This window comes from Martelella alba, from assembly GCF_005217455.1.
Lineage (GTDB): Bacteria > Pseudomonadota > Gammaproteobacteria > Enterobacterales > Enterobacteriaceae > Acerihabitans.
Genome location: NZ_SZPQ01000016.1, coordinates 92,963 through 109,319, shown reverse-complemented (window position 1 = coordinate 109,319; position 16,357 = coordinate 92,963). Strand labels below are relative to the sequence as shown.

Below are 16,357 nucleotides of genomic sequence, written 5' to 3'. Positions count from 1 at the left end.
CGGTAGCCATCACCGGCCGTTATCGGTAAACAGCCTGTGGCGAGCCGCTAACGCCATTTGCCGCGATCGTGGGCTCAGCGTAGCGCCAGACAGGCGGTCAGGATACGCTCGCAAGCCTCCGCCAGCCGTTGGTCGTCAATGGCATAGGCAAGGCGAAGGTAGGGTGAGGCCCCGAATGCCGCCCCCTGCAAGGTGGCCACCCGGGCGTGTTCCACCAGGTAGCGGGCAACATCGCCGTCGCTGGCGAGCACGTTCCCCGCCGGGGTCGTTTTGCCCAGCAGGCCACCGCAGTTGGCGAACACATAAAACGCCCCCGGTGGTGTGGCGGCGCTCAGGCCCGGTACCCGCGCTATCAACGACATAACCCGCTCGCGTCTGGCCGCCAGGGTTTTTAGCCAACCGGCATGAAACGTCGCCGGCGCGGATAAGGCGGCGACGGCGGCGGCTTGGGAAATGGCGCTGGGATTAGAGGTGCTTTGTGACTGTAAAACCTGCATGGCGGCGATAAGCCAGGCCGGTCCGCCGGCGTAGCCTATACGCCAACCGGTCATGGAATAGCCTTTGGACAGCCCATTGACGGTCAGCGTCCTGGCGCGCAGCCGTGGCTCCACTTGCGCCAGGGTGACGAAATCGTCAGTGTCGTGGCGTATGTGCTCGTAGATATCGTCTGCCAGGATCAACACCTGCGGGGCGCTCAGCAGTACCTCGGCCAGGGCGCGGAGTTGCGCGCGGGAATACACCGCCCCGGTGGGATTGTTGGGGGAATTCAGGATAAGCCAGCGGGTTCGGGGCGTGATGGCATTGGCCAGATCGGCGGCGTTGAGTTTCCAACCCGACTGTTCGCCGCAGGGAACGATGCGGGCTTCTCCTTCCGCCAGCGCCGCCATATCCGGGTAGGACACCCAATACGGCGCCGGTATGATAACCTCATCCCCTGGGGAAATCGTCGCTAGAAAAGCATTGAATATCAGCTGCTTGGCGCCTGAACCGGCAATCACTTCCTCTGGACGGTAATCCAGGTCGTTTTCACGGCGGAATTTACCGATGACGGCCTGCTTAAGCTCAACGGTACCGGATACCGCGGTGTATTTGGTTTCACCACGCCGGATAGCATCGATACCCGCCTGCTTAATCGGTTCGGGAGTGTCAAAATCCAGTTCGCCCTCGCCCAGGTTGATCACATCGATACCCTGTTGCTGCATGGCGCGAACGGTATCGGAAATCGCGGCGGTCGGCGAAGGTCGAACCCGTTTCATCCGCTGGGCGATAAGTTCTTCAGACATGTTTTCCTCTTTTAAGTGGCCTAGAATTGTATTATTTGATTCAAAAAGTTCAATTTAAACTGTTATGCTTGACCGATCGCGAACCGCGATACGTCCGGTCAGCCCGTCGATCATTGCGCTGGATCCTGGCGCCGTGTTTCATCCCAGTGACCCAATAAGGAATACCGTGATGACAATAATCCTGGCCGTGCATGACACGCCCGAGCCCGCCTTTTACGGCCTCATGGCCGCCACGGCCGCGGCGGAACGGCGACTGCCGCTGTTTCATTTGGCGGCGGACTACGATATCGGCCGCTATCCCGATGCTTGCCAGCACGTACTGCGCGCCGGCGGCCTGGTGGTCAGCGGACTGCTCTGGCTGGAGCGCCTGGCCGGCCGCTCTCCCGGGCAGGCGCTGACAATCACCGCCTGCGTTCAGCAGGCCGCCGGCGGCGATGGCGTTATCCCAATCGGCCCTTCGCAGCGCAAAGCGTTGCCGCTTTTGACCGACCGCCTGGCGCGCGAGGGGTTGCCCTACCGTATCTGGCGGACCGTGGCGCGCCAAAACGGTCTGGTCCTGGAAGATCAGACCCATGGCCGCCTGATGGGCGATATCTGGCGGCCCGATGCTTTCAGCCGCTGGCGGCGCGACGTCTTTGCCATGGCAACCGGCCGCCGGCCCGTGCGCATCGCCTTGATTGGCGACCGGCGAGATCAGACCGAGGCGTATCCCGCCACGTTGGCTGCGCTGGGCGATGCCGCCGACGCGCTGAATATCGCCGTGGAGGTGTTATTCGCCGCCCCTAAAAACCTGCCCCGCGATCCGGCCGCCGAGTTATCCGCCGTGGATGGCATCCTGCTGCCCGGCGGATCGGATATGGGCAATGTCCCCGGACAACTGGCGGCGGCCCGCCATGCCCTGCAACACAAGGTGCCGACGCTCGGTTTGTGCCTGGGCATGCAGACCATGGCCACCGCCGCGCTGCGTCAAACGCCGCGCTGGCGGGACGCCAATCTGGCGGAAGCCTGTCCGGACGCCCCGGTGAAAACCTTCGTGCCGCTTTGCCATCCCCGGCCCTACGGCCCCCATCGTCTGGGCGAACACGCCATGCGTCTGCGCGCCGGCAGCCAATTGGCGGCCATCCTGTCCACGCATGACCGCCTGCGCTATAACCATCGTTATCAACTTAATCCCGAGCTGCTGGAGGGTTTGTCCGCCTGCGGGTTGACGGTCAGCGCCACCGATGCCGGCGGCGCCATCGCCGATGCCGTCGAGCTGGCCGATCATCCCTTTTACCTGGGCGTTCAAGGACACCCGGAACTGAGTTCGCGCCAGGGCGCGGCGCATCCGCTGCTGGTCGCCTGGCTGTCGGCGGCCGCCAACCCGTCGCGCTGAGTACGGCGGGCGTTTTGGGGCCCGCCGCCGCCTTCAGCGCGGCAGTACGACGCCGCTGCGGCTGTCCAATGCCAGGCGGTCCAGCGCTTCTCTTAACTCCGCAATCGCCGCTTCGTCCAAATCCATAAGCGGCGAGCGGACACGGCCGCCATCAAAGCCGCGCAGGTTCATGGCCGCTTTGACCAGTTGCGGCTGGCCGAGCCGGCGAGCCAGTGTTCGATAGCCATACCACAAGCGATGCAAGTCACGGGCGGTATGGGCGTCGCCGCGTTCCACCGCGCGAAAGGCCGCCAGGATCAGTTCCGGCAATGCGCCGCTATTGGTGCTGCTGATGCCGTCAAAACCGCACATCATTGGGCCGAGAAACGCCAGGTCCGAGGCGCAAAATAGCCGCAGACGGCCAGCCAGCCGGTTGGCGATGCGATCGATGGCGGTCGGGTTCAAATCGCCTTGTTTGATCCCCACCACTCCGGGGATATCCGCCAGTCGTTCCAGCATATCCGGGGATAGGGTGATGCCGATGCCGGGAGCGTTGTAGACCAGAATGCCGGTGCGTGACAGGGGGGCCATCTGCTTGAAAAACGCGGCGATATGCTCGTCGATCACCTCGGAGACAAAGGGCGGCGTGACCATCGGCAGACCGCCAAGATCGCCCGCCAGCGCCGTCAGTTCCCTGACGACCCGTGGATCCGAACCGGCGCTGCACAACATAACCGGCACCCTGTCGCCCGCCACATCCATGACCCGGCGAAAGATAGCGGCCCGCTCTGGCGCCGACAGCGTGGGGAATTCGCCGTAGGTGCCGCCGATGAGAATACCGTCGTATCCCAGGGCGATAACCCGCTCCACATTGCGTCCCAGACCGTCAAAATCGATATCGCCGTCGGCGTTGAACGGAGTGACGGTAATGTTGAAAATGCCCTTTAGGCGCTCACGGCTTTCAGCCAAATCTTTCATTGCTCTTTTCCTTTACTGGATCCCTAGGGGATGATGTCGGCGGGGTTAAGCGCCGACTTGAAACAAAGGACGTTCGGTGGCGCCCAAGGCCCGATAGCCGGAGGGGGTCACCACCACGGTTTCGCTGACGCCTACGGTGAATTCGCCGTAAATGCGCAGCGCCGGCGGAATATGAAATGTCATACCCGGCTGCAATTCGGTGGTAATGCCGCTGTACAGGCTGAGAATGGCGCCTTCGCCCCAGTCCGGCGCGAACGCGATACCGATGGAATAGCCGGTGCGTTTTTTGAAATTCTCGGTATAGCCCGCGCGATCGATGACCCGCTGGCAGGCGATATGCGGCGCCTCGCAGGCGGCGCCGGGCCGGATGGCGTCCAGGGCCGCCTGCAAGGCATCCTGGCAGACCTTTTCCATCTCAAGCGCGACGGCCGGCGGTTTGCCCAGCCAGGCTGAACGCATCAGGGCCGCATGGTAGCGATCGTGAGTGGCGGACATTTCCAAAAAAACCGCATCGCCCTGTTCCATGCGGCGACGGCGCCAGGTGCCGTGCGGTACGCCGCTGCGCGGGCCGGTGGACACCAATGGCTCCATACCCACATACTCCGAACCGGCGGCGATGGCCGACCCCATCATGGCGGACACCAGATCGTTCTCGGTGGCGCCGGCGGCGATGGCGTTGCGCCCGGCCCGCATGCCGGCATCCACATAACGGGCCGCCAGGGCCATTTTTTCAATTTCCGCCGGTGATTTCACCGCCCGCAGCCGTTCGACAATACCCGCCGCATCGTGAATCACCCCCAGCTTGGCCTGCAGGGCCTCATAAACGGCGATGGGCAGAAACCAGCCGCGTTTGTCGATGCCGATCCGGCTGTTGAGCCAACCATGGCCGCGCAGCACCTCCAGCAGGAAATCCACCGGGTTGTCTCCGTCCTGGTAGACGGCGGCGTCGCTGATATAGGTATTGGAGATAAAGTTGAAGTATTCCAGTTGCCGGATAACGAACACCGGTTCGCCGTCCACTGGTAGCACCATGGCCTGAAACGTGTAATAGCCCGGCGTTTGCTGGCCGGTAAGATAAAAGATATTCTCCGGTCCGGTAATGATCATCACATCCAGGCCGGCATCGGTCAGCGACTGACGCGCCCGCAGTACCCGGCCGCGGTATTCTTGCGGCGCGAAGGCCGACTGGCTGCCCTGCACGATATTTCCCACATTTTGCATGTCAAAACTCCTGAAGAAGAACAGACCGATCCGGATCGAATTCAATGCCCAGACCGGCGGTAGGTAAACAGCTGACGCGCCCGTGTTGGTAAATCAGGCCGCTGGCCGGGTCGTCGACGATGCCGTCGGCGCCGTAGAGCTCGGCATAGCGCGGCCGGGTGAGATAAGCGACGTGCAAGGCCGCGGCGGTGGCCACCGCGCCTTCATTCATTTGTCCCACCATAAAGGGGATGCCTGCGCTGTGAAGCCGGCGCGCGGCGCGCACGGTTGGCGCAATGCCGCCGAGCTTGACCAGTTTGAGATGCGCCCATACTTTACCGCGCAGGGCGATGATCCGATCGACATCGGCCTCGCTGCTCACGCTTTCGTCCAGCATGAGCGGAACCGTGCTGAGTTCCGCCAGCCGGACGAGCTGATCGGGCCACTGCGGCCCGATGGGTTGTTCGACGTAATTCAAGTCAAAAGGCGCCAGCGCCCGCAAATGCTCCGCCGCCTCATCCGGATCCCATTGTCCGTTGACGTCGGCGGCCAGTTGGACGCGATGGCCGAAGCGCTCGCGCAACGCCGTCAGTCGCCGGATGTCTTCATCAAATTCGTCAGCGCCGATCCGGACCTTAAGCTGGGTGAATCCGCGGGCCACATAATCAACGGCCTGTCGCATAAATGTGTCCATGTCGCCAAGGAACAATGTCTGGTTGGTTGCCGCCGCGACGGGAACAGGGTCGTTAGCGCCGAGCAGGCCGGCCACGCTGGTCCCGGCGCGCCTGGCCGCCAGATCATGCAGGGCCGAATCCAGCAGCATCCGGGTTGGGGGCAGATAGGGCGCCAACAGGGTTTCCGACCGGGCCCGTTGTTCCTCCGCCGGTAAAGACCACTCCCAGCAAGACAACGCCGCGCGGACATCCCCGAGCACTTGTTGGGCGTCCAGGCCGTTCAAGTAGCCGATGTTCACGCGGACTTCGCCTAGGCCCCGGTAACGGCCGTCATCCAGTAATAGATAGAGTGATTGCAGCGCGGGTACGCTGCCGGACGAGGCGGTGTGCAACTGTACTCCCCGATAATGCAAATCGGCGCGATAAAGCCTCCCTTTCATCGGGCATACTCCCGTTTCAGCATGGCGCAGGCCACTTGCCGGTAAATCCGGCTGGCGGCGACAAACTCATCAATGGGGACGTATTCATCCGGTTTGTGGGCGACCGACAGGGAGCCCGGGCCGATGACGATACCTTGGGCGCCAAGACTGCGAAAATGCACCAGGTCGCAGCCGCCCTGGAAACCGAACGGTCCCGGCTCCGGTTGACCGTTGGCGCGGCAGGCTTCCAGACCGGCCCGGACAATGGCCTGGCCGGCGTCGGTTTCGGTGGCGCCGCCGGTGGTGGGCTGATAGCGCAGGACGCTTGCCCGCACGCCGTAACGTTCTTGGGCCTTGGCCAGCAAATCATCGATTTCCTGTTTCACCGCCGCCTCGTCCTCGCCGGGTACCATACGGCGATCGAGCAGCATCTCGCAGGCGCCGGGCAGGACGTTATCGGCATGGCCCCCCAGGATACGGGTTACGGTCAATGTGGCCGATCCCACCAGGGGATGGCAGCGGCGCTTCACGTTGTTATGATGCTGTTCTTCGATCATGGTCAATAAGGCCGCGGCGCGATATATGGCGTTAACGCCCAAATCCGGCGTACCGGAATGGGCGGTTACGCCTTCCACCCGCACCCAGGGCCGCAAGCTGCCTTTATGGGCGGAGAACGCGGCATTGGCGGTGGGTTCGCCAATCACCGCGAAATCAATGGCCGGCGGTGTGTCGCGCGCAAAGAATTTTGCGCCCTCGCTGGACGATTCCTCATCGGCGACGAATATGCCCATCAAGGTGCCGGACCAGGTTTCGCGCTGCGCGGCCAGCATCCGCATGGCTTCCAGCATGGCCGCCAGCGGACCTTTGGCGTCACAGGCGCCGCGGCCATAGAGCCGGCCGTCCCGTTCCGTAAGGGTGAAGGGATCGCTTGACCAGCCTTCGCCGGCCGGGACGACATCAATATGGGTATTAAAGGCGAAGCAAGGGCCTTCGCCATTGTTAAGCACCGCGATGACATTGGTGCGGCCCGGCTGGTACTCGCTGTAACTGAGATCGAAGCCGGCGTCGCCCAAAAGCGTTGCGATCAATTCCGCCGCTTCGCGTTCCCGCCCGGGGGGATTTTCGGTATTGATGGCCACCAGGGCGGCAAGATCCCGCTTCATGCGAGCGATATCGGGTTCGGCGCAAGACAGGGTTTTCTTCAAGATAGGGCCTCTTTCAATGTAGAATCTGATCCAGAAAACGCTGGGCGCGTTCACTGACATCACCGCCGAAGAAATCCTGGCCGGCGGCGTTTTCGATGATTTCGCCTTGCTCCATAAACACGATCCGATTGGCGGCCCGCTTGGCAAATCCCATTTCGTGGGTGACCACGATGCTGGTCATGCCTTCGGCGCTCAGATCGGTCATCACGTCCAGTACCTCGCGGATCATCTCGGGGTCCAGAGCCGAAGTCGGTTCGTCATAGAGCATCAGTTTGGGTTTCATGGCCAGGGCGCGGGCAATGGCGACCCGTTGCTGCTGGCCGCCGGACAGCTCGTCGGGGAAGGCGTCGGCCTTATCCGGGATCCGGACTTTGCCGAGCAGTTCCAGCGCAATGTCGTGCGCATCCGCCGGGCTCATACCCAGAACGGTTACCGGCGCGAGCATGATGTTTTCCGCCACCGAGAGGTGGGAAAACAGCTCGTAGTTCTGGAATACCATGCCGATTTCCTGGCGGATACGGTGCGGCGCCACATTGGCGGCGGTGATCTCCTGATCCTGAAAAAAAATGGCGCCGCCGTCCACCGGCTCAAGCAGATTGACGCAGCGCAGCAACGTGGATTTACCGGAACCGGAGGGGCCGATCAGCACGACCGTTTCGCCTTTGTGTACGTTGATGGAACAATTCTTGAGAATGTGATTGCGGCCGAAATATTTTTCGATGCCGATAATTTCCAGCATAGGCCGGGTGCTTTCCATAAGTGTACGGGTTGGGGAAGATAGCATGGCGGTTCCTTAGCGCACGGCCGGCTGCCGGCCGGCGCGAATCAAGCGTTCAACCAGGGATGCCGCCGGTTTACGGCGTTTTTTAGGATCCAGCGTCCGCTCAAGCCAAGCCTGAAACAGCATGAACAGACTGGTCAGCGCCAGGTAATAAATCCCGGCGGCGCACAATGCCTCGAAATAGCGGAAGCTGGCGCTGGCGGTTTGATTGGCTATCAGCAGCAATTCCTGAACAGCGATAACCGACACCAGGGCGCTGGATTTCAGCATGCTGATCATTTGATTGCCCATCGGCGGCAGGACAATGCGCGCCGCCTGCGGTAATACCACCTTGCGCATGATTTGGCTGTTGGTCATACCCAGCGCCATGCCGGCGGTACGCTGGCCGCTTCTTACCGCCTGCAAGCCGGAGCGCAGGATCTCGGCCATATAGGCGCCTTCGTTAAGCGATAATGCGAGCACCGCGCAGGTAAAGGCGGAAAAACGCAGTCCGAATGTCGGCAGGACGTTATAGACAAAGATGATCTGGAACAACACCGGCGTGCCGCGAAATAGCCAAAGATAGACAAAGGCCAGCGCCGGGCCGGCGCGAAAGCGCGATTCCTGTAGCAGCGCCAGCACCAGGCCCATGATGACGCCGAAAAACAGCGAACAGACCGTTAGCATCAGGGTCATGACGGCGCCCTGGAAAAAAGCCGGCGAGCACAGGTATTGCCAGACAAGATCAAGAGACATCGTGCTTCCTCTTTACAGGCCGCGCGGGCATCATTTGAACATCGCCACCGAAGCGGGAAATCGCCACTTCTCAATAAGCTGTTGGTAAGTGCCATCCTGTACCACCTGATGCAGCCCCGTCTCCAACAGATGCTTCATGGCGCTATCGCCCTTGCGTACTGCGAAGCCTATCTGGGTGTCCGACTCGAATTCCCCGCCGGCGGTCTCGAACACATCGCCTTTTTCGGAAAGCAACGCCACCGCGCCCGGAGTGGAAAGGAATTCAGCGTCCGCCCGGCCTTGCGCTACCGCCACGGCGGAATCGGTGGCGGCCGGGAAGGTCATGACATTGATGCCTTTCAGACCGGCATCCCGGCAATGCTTGTCGTCCACGCGCGCCTGGCTTTCTTCGATACCGCCCAGCGTCACGGCGATATTTTTGCCGCACAGCGAATGATCCCGGCCGGTAATGTGTTCCGGATTGCCTTTACGCACCACCACCCGACTGCCAATACGCAGGTAAGGCACAAAATCCACTTGCTCGGCGCGGGTCGCGTTGATGTACATGGCGGAGTTGATGATATCGATGCGTTTGCCCTGCAATGCCGGTATCAATCCTTTGAATTCCATGGGCATGGCCACGGGCGTCAGCGAAAGCGTATGACCTATGGCGGTGATAAGATCGATATCGAACCCGCTTATCCGGTTATTTTTCATGAACTCGAACGGCATAAAGGTCGCCGCGGTACCGTAAGTGAGGTGGCCGGACTCTATCAGCGCCGGCTGAGCGGCTTGGCTCGGGGCGGCCGCGCCCAGGCAGGCCAACGCCAGGGAGAACAGGGCGCTATGGCGTTTCAACGTCTTGAGGGTCATAACAGGCTCCGATTGTCAGTTTGATTAGATTGCTCTTTATGAGTCAATTAATACAATTATAAGTACATTTCTTTGCTCGCTTGCAGTGCGATTATGCACTATAACAGAGCAACAACACCCACCAATTCTTTGATGTTCCCCCGACGCGAATATTGTATATTATAAGTCAACAAATACATTCATCGGGGCGTTCATTCCTATGGAGCAGCGGTCTACCGCCACTAGCCGGCGTCTGGCCAATCAAATCCTTGACCTGATATGTGAAGCAAGATTTGAGCCAGGTCATCATTTGCGGGAACAACAGTTGGCCGACGCCATCGGCGTGTCGCGTACGCCGGTGCGTTCCGGACTGAACTTACTGACCCGTCTGGGCATTCTCGAAGCCAGACGCAATCAGGGTTTTTTCTTGATCAAGCCTTATGCGGAGTTACAGCGTGTCAAGATTGACGTGCCTTCCAGCAGCGATCAGGAATTGTATGAGCAGTTGGTCAAGGATCGGATCGCCGGCATTCTGCCCGAGTCGGTCACCCAGACCGAACTGACCCTGCGTTACGATGCCGATCGCGGGATCCTGGCGCGCGCATTGCTGCGCCTGTCCGAGGACGGCCTGATTGCCCGCAACCAGGGACACGGCTGGCGTTTCCAACCGACATTAAATACCGATGTCGCTTTGCGCAACGGCTACGGTTTCCGTTTGATGGTGGAACCGGCCAATCTGCTAACGTCAGGCTTCAGAGCGGATAAGCGCGCCATGAAACGGCTGCGGTTGCAGCATCTGTTTTTGATCTCTCATCCGGACATTACCACGGTGGAGCCGCGGGTGATTTTTGAAACCGACGCGAGTTTTCATGAAATGCTGGCCGAAGGCAGCGGCAATATTTTCGTGTTGCAAGCCATCCAGCAGCAAAACCGGCTGCGTCGTCTGCTGGAATTCGGCAGTTACGCGAACAAGCAGCGGGTGCGGGAATGGTGTGAGGAACATGTGGCTATCCTGGATGCGGTAAGCCGCGGCGAGATGGCGTCGGCGGCGGAGCAGATGCGCCGCCATCTGCAATCGGCCTATGACATGGTGGCGGATAAGGTGGCGAAAAGTCGGCGTTGAACAGGCCGCCGCACAAGCGGTGAGAGCAGTTGCCATCGGGATAATGTATGCCGCCCCGCCAAGGGACGGCGAGACTCAGTATCGGCGGCGGGATTGCATCGCCGCCAGGCGAATACCGGTTTACGCCGGTAGGGTAACACTATTGATGGAGAGGTTATGGACTTTGCAATTAACGGAAAAGTCGCGTTAGTGGTGGGCGCCGGTGGCGGTCTTGGCCGGGCCATCGCCCAGTCGTTGGCGGCGGAAGGCGCGGCGGTGGCGGTGGCCGGCCGCACGCCGGCGACCCTGGCCGACACCGTTGGCCTTATCACCCAGGCCGGGGGCAAGGCGGCAGCCTTTGCATTGGATCTTGCCCATCCGCAGGATTTCGATGGGACATTGGCCCGAATTCGCGGCGAACTCGGCCCGGTGGAAATTCTGGTCAACAATTCCGGCGGTCCGCCGCCCAGCAAAGCCAGCGGCGTCGAACCGGGCGCCTGGCGTGAGCAGTTCGATAAGATGGTCGGATCGCTTATCCAATTGACCGATAGCGTCTTGCCGGATATGCGCCGGGCCGGATGGGGTCGGATCATTACCAGCACGTCTTCCGGGGTGGTTGCGCCCATCCCCAATCTGGCCCTTTCCAATACCTTGCGCATGGCGTTGGTGGGCTGGTCTAAAACATTGGCCGGCGAAGTGGCCCGGGATGGCATTACCGTCAACGTGGTGGTGCCGGGGCGCATCGCCACCGCCAGGGTCGGTCAATTGGACGCCGCCCGCGCCGCCCGGGAACACATCACCCCGGAACAGGCGCGGGACAACAGCCTGGCGACTATCCCGGCCGGCCGTTATGGCTGCCCGCATGAATATGGCGCGGCCGTGGCGTTTCTCGCCAGTCGACAGGCCGCCTACATCACCGGCTCGGTGCTGAGAGTGGATGGCGGCCTGATTCCCGCCTGTTAAGACGGTGTGATCATCGGCGTCGGACCGGCGCCGGTGAAATTCCCGGCGCAAATCGCAAAAAGCCGTGTTCCGGCGAACTTGTGCTCTTTGTTGACACTTCGGCCAGGGTTATTATCGCTTATACTCGTCATACTTCACGGTGCCTCTTTGTTGGCTACGTTCGCACAACGTGTCACGGAGTCGACGAGAGGTTTGGGGAGGCATGACATTTCAGGTTGCCGCGTGAATGACCGCGTTCGCCCAGCCGGCGATGCGCCCCTGGGCGCCCGCTTGCCGCCGCGGCGCAACCTGAATTCTTCAGGGGATAATTTTACGCCACAGGATGATAAATATGACGACAGCCGCTATTCCCAAGACAATGCAGGCCATCGATATCCGCCAGCCCGGCGGGCCGGAGCAGTTAGTGATCATTGAAACGCCGGTTCCGCGGCCTGGACCGGAATACCTGCTGCTCAAGATCGCCGCCGCCGGCGTCAACCGCCCCGACGTGCTGCAGCGGGCCGGATCTTATCCGCCTCCGCCCGGCGCATCGCTGATTCCCGGTTTGGAAATCGCCGGAGAAGTGGTCGCGGTGGGCGATGGCGTCAGCCGTTACGCTGTGGGCGATACCGTTTGCGCCCTTGTTGCCGGCGGCGGTTACGCTGAATATGGCGTGGTGCACCAAAGCAACGCGCTGCCGGTGCCGCGCGGGTTTTCCCTGACGGAGGCGGCGGCTTTGCCGGAAACGTTTTTTACCGTCTGGACCAATGTTTTTCAGCGTGGAAAACTGCAGGCGGGCGAAACCCTGTTGGTGCATGGCGGCACCTCCGGTATCGGCACGGTATCGATAATGCTGGCCAAGGCTTTTGGCGCAACGGTGCTGGCCACGGCGGGCTCGCCGGAAAAATGCGCCGCGGCGCTGGCGCTCGGCGCCGATGCGGCCATCAATTACCGTGAACAGGATTTTGTCGCCGAGACTAAGCGCCTGACGGAGGGACACGGGGCGGATGTTATCGTGGATCTGCTGGGCGGCGATTATGTCCAGCGTAATTATGCGGCAGCGGCGGTCAACGGCCGTATCTTGCAAATCGGTCTACAGCGCGGGGCGGTGAAGGAACTGAACCTGGCGCCATTGCTGAGCAAGCGATTGACCCATACCGGCAGTACGCTGCGTCCGCGTTCGGTGGCTGAAAAAGCGATCATTGCCGACGAATTGCGGGAAAAGGTCTGGCCGCTGCTGGATGAAGGGCGCATCCGGCCCCAAATCGATAGTACCTTTCCGCTGCAACGCGCCTGTGACGCCCATGCCTTGATGGAAGCCGGCCGCCATATCGGCAAGATTGTGTTGTTGGTGAATGACCGTGGGCAGGGGGCGTGACAGACCCGGCCGCCTCCTGACGGACCGGGCGGGACGTCGGCGCGACGGCCACGCTTCGATGGCAATGGACATCGCGGGTTGGCATTATAACCGGGCGGGGACGCCGCCCGGTTATGCCGCTTTCGCCTGGCGTGAAAGCGTTCCGCGGCTCAACGGCCAAAACCGATATTGTCGTCGACCACCGCATTGGGACCGACCGGCACCCTTCCGGCCCTGGCCAGCGCCAATTTGCGAAAGACGATTTTCTCACGCCACACCTTGCGCAGGAAATCTTCGAACACACTGATGGTTAACTGTTCCCCCGGACAGCGACGATAGCTGAAGCCAAAAGGCGCGAATCCGGCGAAATCGCATACCGGCTTGGCTTTGCCGTCCGCCGCGCTGAACACGGTGCCAAACCCGCTATTGGTGATATCCACATTCCGTCCGTCTTTGACCTTGAAAGAGGTGATATCGAACGGACAACGGGCCAGACCTATCTGCCGGCATTTCTCCTCATCCACCTGCGCGCTGGTGGGAACCTGCAAATAGCGTTCGGGATTGAACACATCGGGATCTTGCCATAATTCCCGGCTATGGCTGGTGCTGGTGTGCGGCGTGCTGATATAGCTATTGCGTTCGAAAGACAGGCCGATACGGCGATGGGGCGATTCACCATAAAAGGTGTTTCGGGCGTCCTTGATGGATGATACGCTGCCGCCGTTAGGCGAGATGGTCCGGAACAGCTCCATCACGAACAGCTCCAGCGGCGTATAGGCCGCGCCATTGGCATTATCGAAATCGCCGCTCATGGTCTTGTGGAAGCTGTCGCGAACGCTCTGATCGCCATCATTCTCGCAAAGACGCGTCATGATGCCAAACAGCGAATTGCCCCATTGGCTTAAGGCCACAAAATTATGGAAGCATTCAAAAACCACATCCTGTTTACTGAAATGGCTACCGTCGCCGGCATTTTTCAGCCAGTACCAGGCCATGGTTTTCTCTGGATCGGGGGTGCGGCCGCTACTGATATCCTCAAGTCGCTCATCAATCCATTTCTTAAGGTAGTCCAGCCGGCTGCGTACCATCATATAATTTTCGTGGACAATGGGTTGCAACGGGTTGCGGTAGGCCAGCACGGTATTGAAGGCCTCGCCGATTTCGCGAACCTGCGCTGGAATGGCGTCGCCCTTTACGCCCAAATGCAGATCCCAGTAAACATCGAAGTAGTAATCAAGATAATGGCGCATGAAGGGTTTGCCGGCGAACTTAGGATCCAGCAGTTGATCGAAAAACGCCGTGACTTTGCCGCTGTACATGGACTGGTAGAGGTCGGGAGTGACCGCCGTAAAGTAAATGCGCTTGCGCAGATTGTTTTCTCCGCGTTTTTCCAGTCCCTGCAAAAATACCGTACTGCCTTCTTCCGGCGAGGGCCGCCAATTGGCGTAAATGAGGCCCCAGAGATCATAGGGCAGGGCGTTTTCCTTGCTGAAATTCAGATCGATTAGCGGCAGCATCGGTCTTTCGCCCTCGTAAAAGCTGGTGAGAAAGAAAGGCACCACCACATTTTCAACGTAAGTCTTTTCAAAATTTGCGGGAATTGTTTTACGAAAACGCGCCAGTGCCGTGGCGATCTCATCCGGCAAGGCTTGCTGGTGCGCCATGGCGGCATTTTTATCAGCGGCGATCGCGCCTGCCGACGCCGCCCCCGTCGTTAATCCTAATGCCGCGGCACCTTTCAAAAATGTACGTCTCTTCATATTGGCATTCCTCAGAAAACGTTATTCTCTGTTTATTCCACTATCAGATGGGTGGGCATATACTAAAAAAACGATCTTTCCCGCCGGAATAATCCCCTATACTCGCCATACTTCAGATTGCCGCTTTGCTGGCGGCATTCGCTCATTCCCGTCGCATGGTCAACCCTGCTCCCGAGAAAAAAATGAGAGACATCCTGTCTCTCGCCGAAGGCCCGCCACTGGCGGTTCAAATTCGTTCCCGACGAATTTGCCACCCCTTGCCGCCGCGATGTAACCTGAATGATTTAGAATATATATACTCTTCTTACTTCGTGTTGCCTTTTTTGGTGTCTGCACTCGTTTGCCGCGCGTCGCAACTCGACATAATTAGCGTATTGATTAATTTTACCGAACTGAAGATAAATAATGCCCGGCGCAACGGGCAAGCTAAGTGTATTGCCAATTTTTATATATATTGTCACTCATTAAGTCAATGGTTAATTATAAAAAATTGGCGTTAAACCTCACACCTGCCTGCGATTTGAATTCAGTTGAATAAGAATATTAATTTTAGATTAAATTCTTTGGCGTTTATTGGTTAAAGAAATTGAAAATAAAAAAAGATAAAATATAAAAATATTAATATTAAAAAAAATGGACTGTGTATTTTGTATTAAAAATTATTATCTTTGTTTCCTCGTGGCGACACGATGACCACGGCACGGACCCGGATGGCGGCCATTGACATTGTTTGCCGCGCCGAAAGCTTTAGTGTGCCTTATTGCCGTCACTGCGGCTTTACTTATTCGCGCCGGCGCTTCATTATTGATGCAGAACGGTGATCTTCACAATTGATGAGCATTCATACTCAAAACCATTCCAGATGCAGCGATGCGGCAAGCACAGGGGCCTTGGCGGCTATGCCTCCGGGGCGACTGTCTATTGCCGGCAACATGGCGGTTCGAAGGAAGACCTATGTACCGGACTAGCAAGACGTGGCCGTGGGGCCTGGTTGTTGCGTTGTATGCCGCTTCCGGCCGGGCGGCATCAAACGATGAACAACAGATAAAGACCGATTGTGCAAAAATTAGCCAGTACGCGCGGGCGGGCTACGCCGCCTATCAACAGGGGGATATGGCCCATGCCGTGGATGAATACACGGCTCAAGTGGGCTGGAGCGAATTCTGCCGGTTGCCGACAAAAGCCTTGCACACAGCCTATAATAACGTCGCCCTGGCGCTTATCCGCTCCCGGGAACCGCTACAGGCCAAAGCCTGGCTCAGCCTGGCCGCCGGTGATGCCCAAACCCGAACGAATGAAGCCTTGATCCAGCCCGTGCTGGACAGGCTACAGCCGGCCTTGGCCGCCACGCCCATGGGCGTTTACTGGCGCTATGCCGGCCAGGGCGTCTGGAGTACCGTGACGGTGCTGCCCGATGGCGATGAATGGAAAATAACCTTTAACGGTTACTATATGCCGGCCATGGGTATGTATTATGGCCCGAATATGGGCCAGTTTTCGGTGGTGGGGGCCATTGACGACGGAAAAGCGGTGTACAGCCAACGCGCGGGACACGGCAATTCGGCATGTCGGGTGAATATGGCTTTCACGCCCGACGCATTGCAACTCAACACCGTGTCGGGCGATTGCGGATTCGGCATGAATGTCCACGCGGACGGCGCCTTCCAGCGCGTTTCCCTTTATTGATGTCCTGTCTGTTCTTGTCGCGGGGATGATTGCCTTGGCGATAATAGCCG

The 16,357-nt window shown here is 59.4% G+C and carries 14 protein-coding genes; 5 read left to right on the top strand and 9 right to left on the bottom strand.

The window, feature by feature from the left end; translation table 11 throughout:
• Positions 1-74 precede the first annotated feature (74 nt).
• Complete coding sequence (locus FCN80_RS12140; RefSeq protein WP_136990421.1) at positions 75-1,283, bottom strand: pyridoxal phosphate-dependent aminotransferase; 1,209 nt, start codon at positions 1,281-1,283, stop codon at positions 75-77.
• A 169-nt stretch (positions 1,284-1,452) separates the two neighbouring features.
• On the opposite strand from FCN80_RS12140, the gene FCN80_RS12135 reads away from it, so the two are divergent.
• Positions 1,453-2,658, top strand: a complete 1,206-nt coding sequence (locus tag FCN80_RS12135; RefSeq protein WP_230492639.1) for a glutamine amidotransferase-related protein — start codon at positions 1,453-1,455, stop codon at positions 2,656-2,658.
• 33 nt (positions 2,659-2,691) lie between these two features.
• On the opposite strand, the gene FCN80_RS12130 is transcribed toward FCN80_RS12135, so the two are convergent.
• The 7 genes from FCN80_RS12130 to FCN80_RS12100 are packed head-to-tail and all read right to left on the bottom strand — an operon-like array spanning position 2,692 to position 9,481.
• Complete coding sequence (locus FCN80_RS12130) at positions 2,692-3,615, bottom strand: dihydrodipicolinate synthase family protein (protein WP_136990419.1); 924 nt, start codon at positions 3,613-3,615, stop codon at positions 2,692-2,694.
• A gap of 45 nt (positions 3,616-3,660) precedes the next feature.
• Positions 3,661-4,836 carry a M24 family metallopeptidase gene (locus FCN80_RS12125; protein ID WP_136990418.1) on the bottom strand — a complete coding sequence of 392 codons (1,176 nt, stop codon included), beginning with the start codon at positions 4,834-4,836 and terminating at the stop codon, positions 3,661-3,663.
• 1 nt (position 4,837) lies between these two features.
• Positions 4,838-5,929, bottom strand: coding sequence for a mandelate racemase/muconate lactonizing enzyme family protein (locus FCN80_RS12120; protein WP_136990417.1), 1,092 nt, complete (start codon positions 5,927-5,929; stop codon positions 4,838-4,840).
• Positions 5,926-7,113, bottom strand: a complete 1,188-nt coding sequence (locus tag FCN80_RS12115) for a M20 family metallopeptidase (protein ID WP_306767875.1) — start codon at positions 7,111-7,113, stop codon at positions 5,926-5,928. The genes FCN80_RS12120 and FCN80_RS12115 overlap by 4 nt, the downstream gene beginning before the upstream one ends.
• A gap of 13 nt (positions 7,114-7,126) precedes the next feature.
• On the bottom strand, positions 7,127-7,897 hold the full coding sequence (locus FCN80_RS12110; RefSeq protein ID WP_306767874.1) for an amino acid ABC transporter ATP-binding protein: 771 nt from the start codon (positions 7,895-7,897) through the stop codon (positions 7,127-7,129).
• A 9-nt stretch (positions 7,898-7,906) separates the two neighbouring features.
• Positions 7,907-8,629, bottom strand: coding sequence for an amino acid ABC transporter permease (locus FCN80_RS12105; RefSeq protein WP_136990416.1), 723 nt, complete (start codon positions 8,627-8,629; stop codon positions 7,907-7,909).
• Between the two features lie 30 nt (positions 8,630-8,659).
• Entirely contained in the window at positions 8,660-9,481 is an 822-nt protein-coding gene (locus tag FCN80_RS12100) for an ABC transporter substrate-binding protein (protein ID WP_136990415.1), read from the bottom strand.
• A 199-nt stretch (positions 9,482-9,680) separates the two neighbouring features.
• Here FCN80_RS12100 and FCN80_RS12095 point away from each other — a divergent pair, with 199 nt between their 5' ends.
• From FCN80_RS12095 to FCN80_RS12085, 3 genes are all read left to right on the top strand, one after another.
• A complete protein-coding gene (locus FCN80_RS12095) occupies positions 9,681-10,583 on the top strand; it encodes a GntR family transcriptional regulator (protein ID WP_136990414.1) in 903 nt (300 codons plus the stop codon).
• A 156-nt stretch (positions 10,584-10,739) separates the two neighbouring features.
• A complete protein-coding gene (locus tag FCN80_RS12090; protein WP_136990413.1) occupies positions 10,740-11,525 on the top strand; it encodes an SDR family oxidoreductase in 786 nt (261 codons plus the stop codon).
• A gap of 331 nt (positions 11,526-11,856) precedes the next feature.
• Positions 11,857-12,882, top strand: a complete 1,026-nt coding sequence (locus FCN80_RS12085) for an NAD(P)H-quinone oxidoreductase (RefSeq protein ID WP_230492636.1) — start codon at positions 11,857-11,859, stop codon at positions 12,880-12,882.
• Positions 12,883-13,031: 149 nt separating this feature from the next.
• On the opposite strand, the gene FCN80_RS12080 is transcribed toward FCN80_RS12085, so the two are convergent.
• On the bottom strand, positions 13,032-14,621 hold the full coding sequence (locus tag FCN80_RS12080; protein ID WP_136990412.1) for a cytochrome P450 family protein: 1,590 nt from the start codon (positions 14,619-14,621) through the stop codon (positions 13,032-13,034).
• 954 nt (positions 14,622-15,575) lie between these two features.
• Between FCN80_RS12080 and FCN80_RS12075 the strand changes: the two genes are divergently transcribed.
• A complete protein-coding gene (locus FCN80_RS12075; protein ID WP_136990411.1) occupies positions 15,576-16,307 on the top strand; it encodes a tetratricopeptide repeat protein in 732 nt (243 codons plus the stop codon).
• Positions 16,308-16,357: the final 50 nt, after the last annotated feature.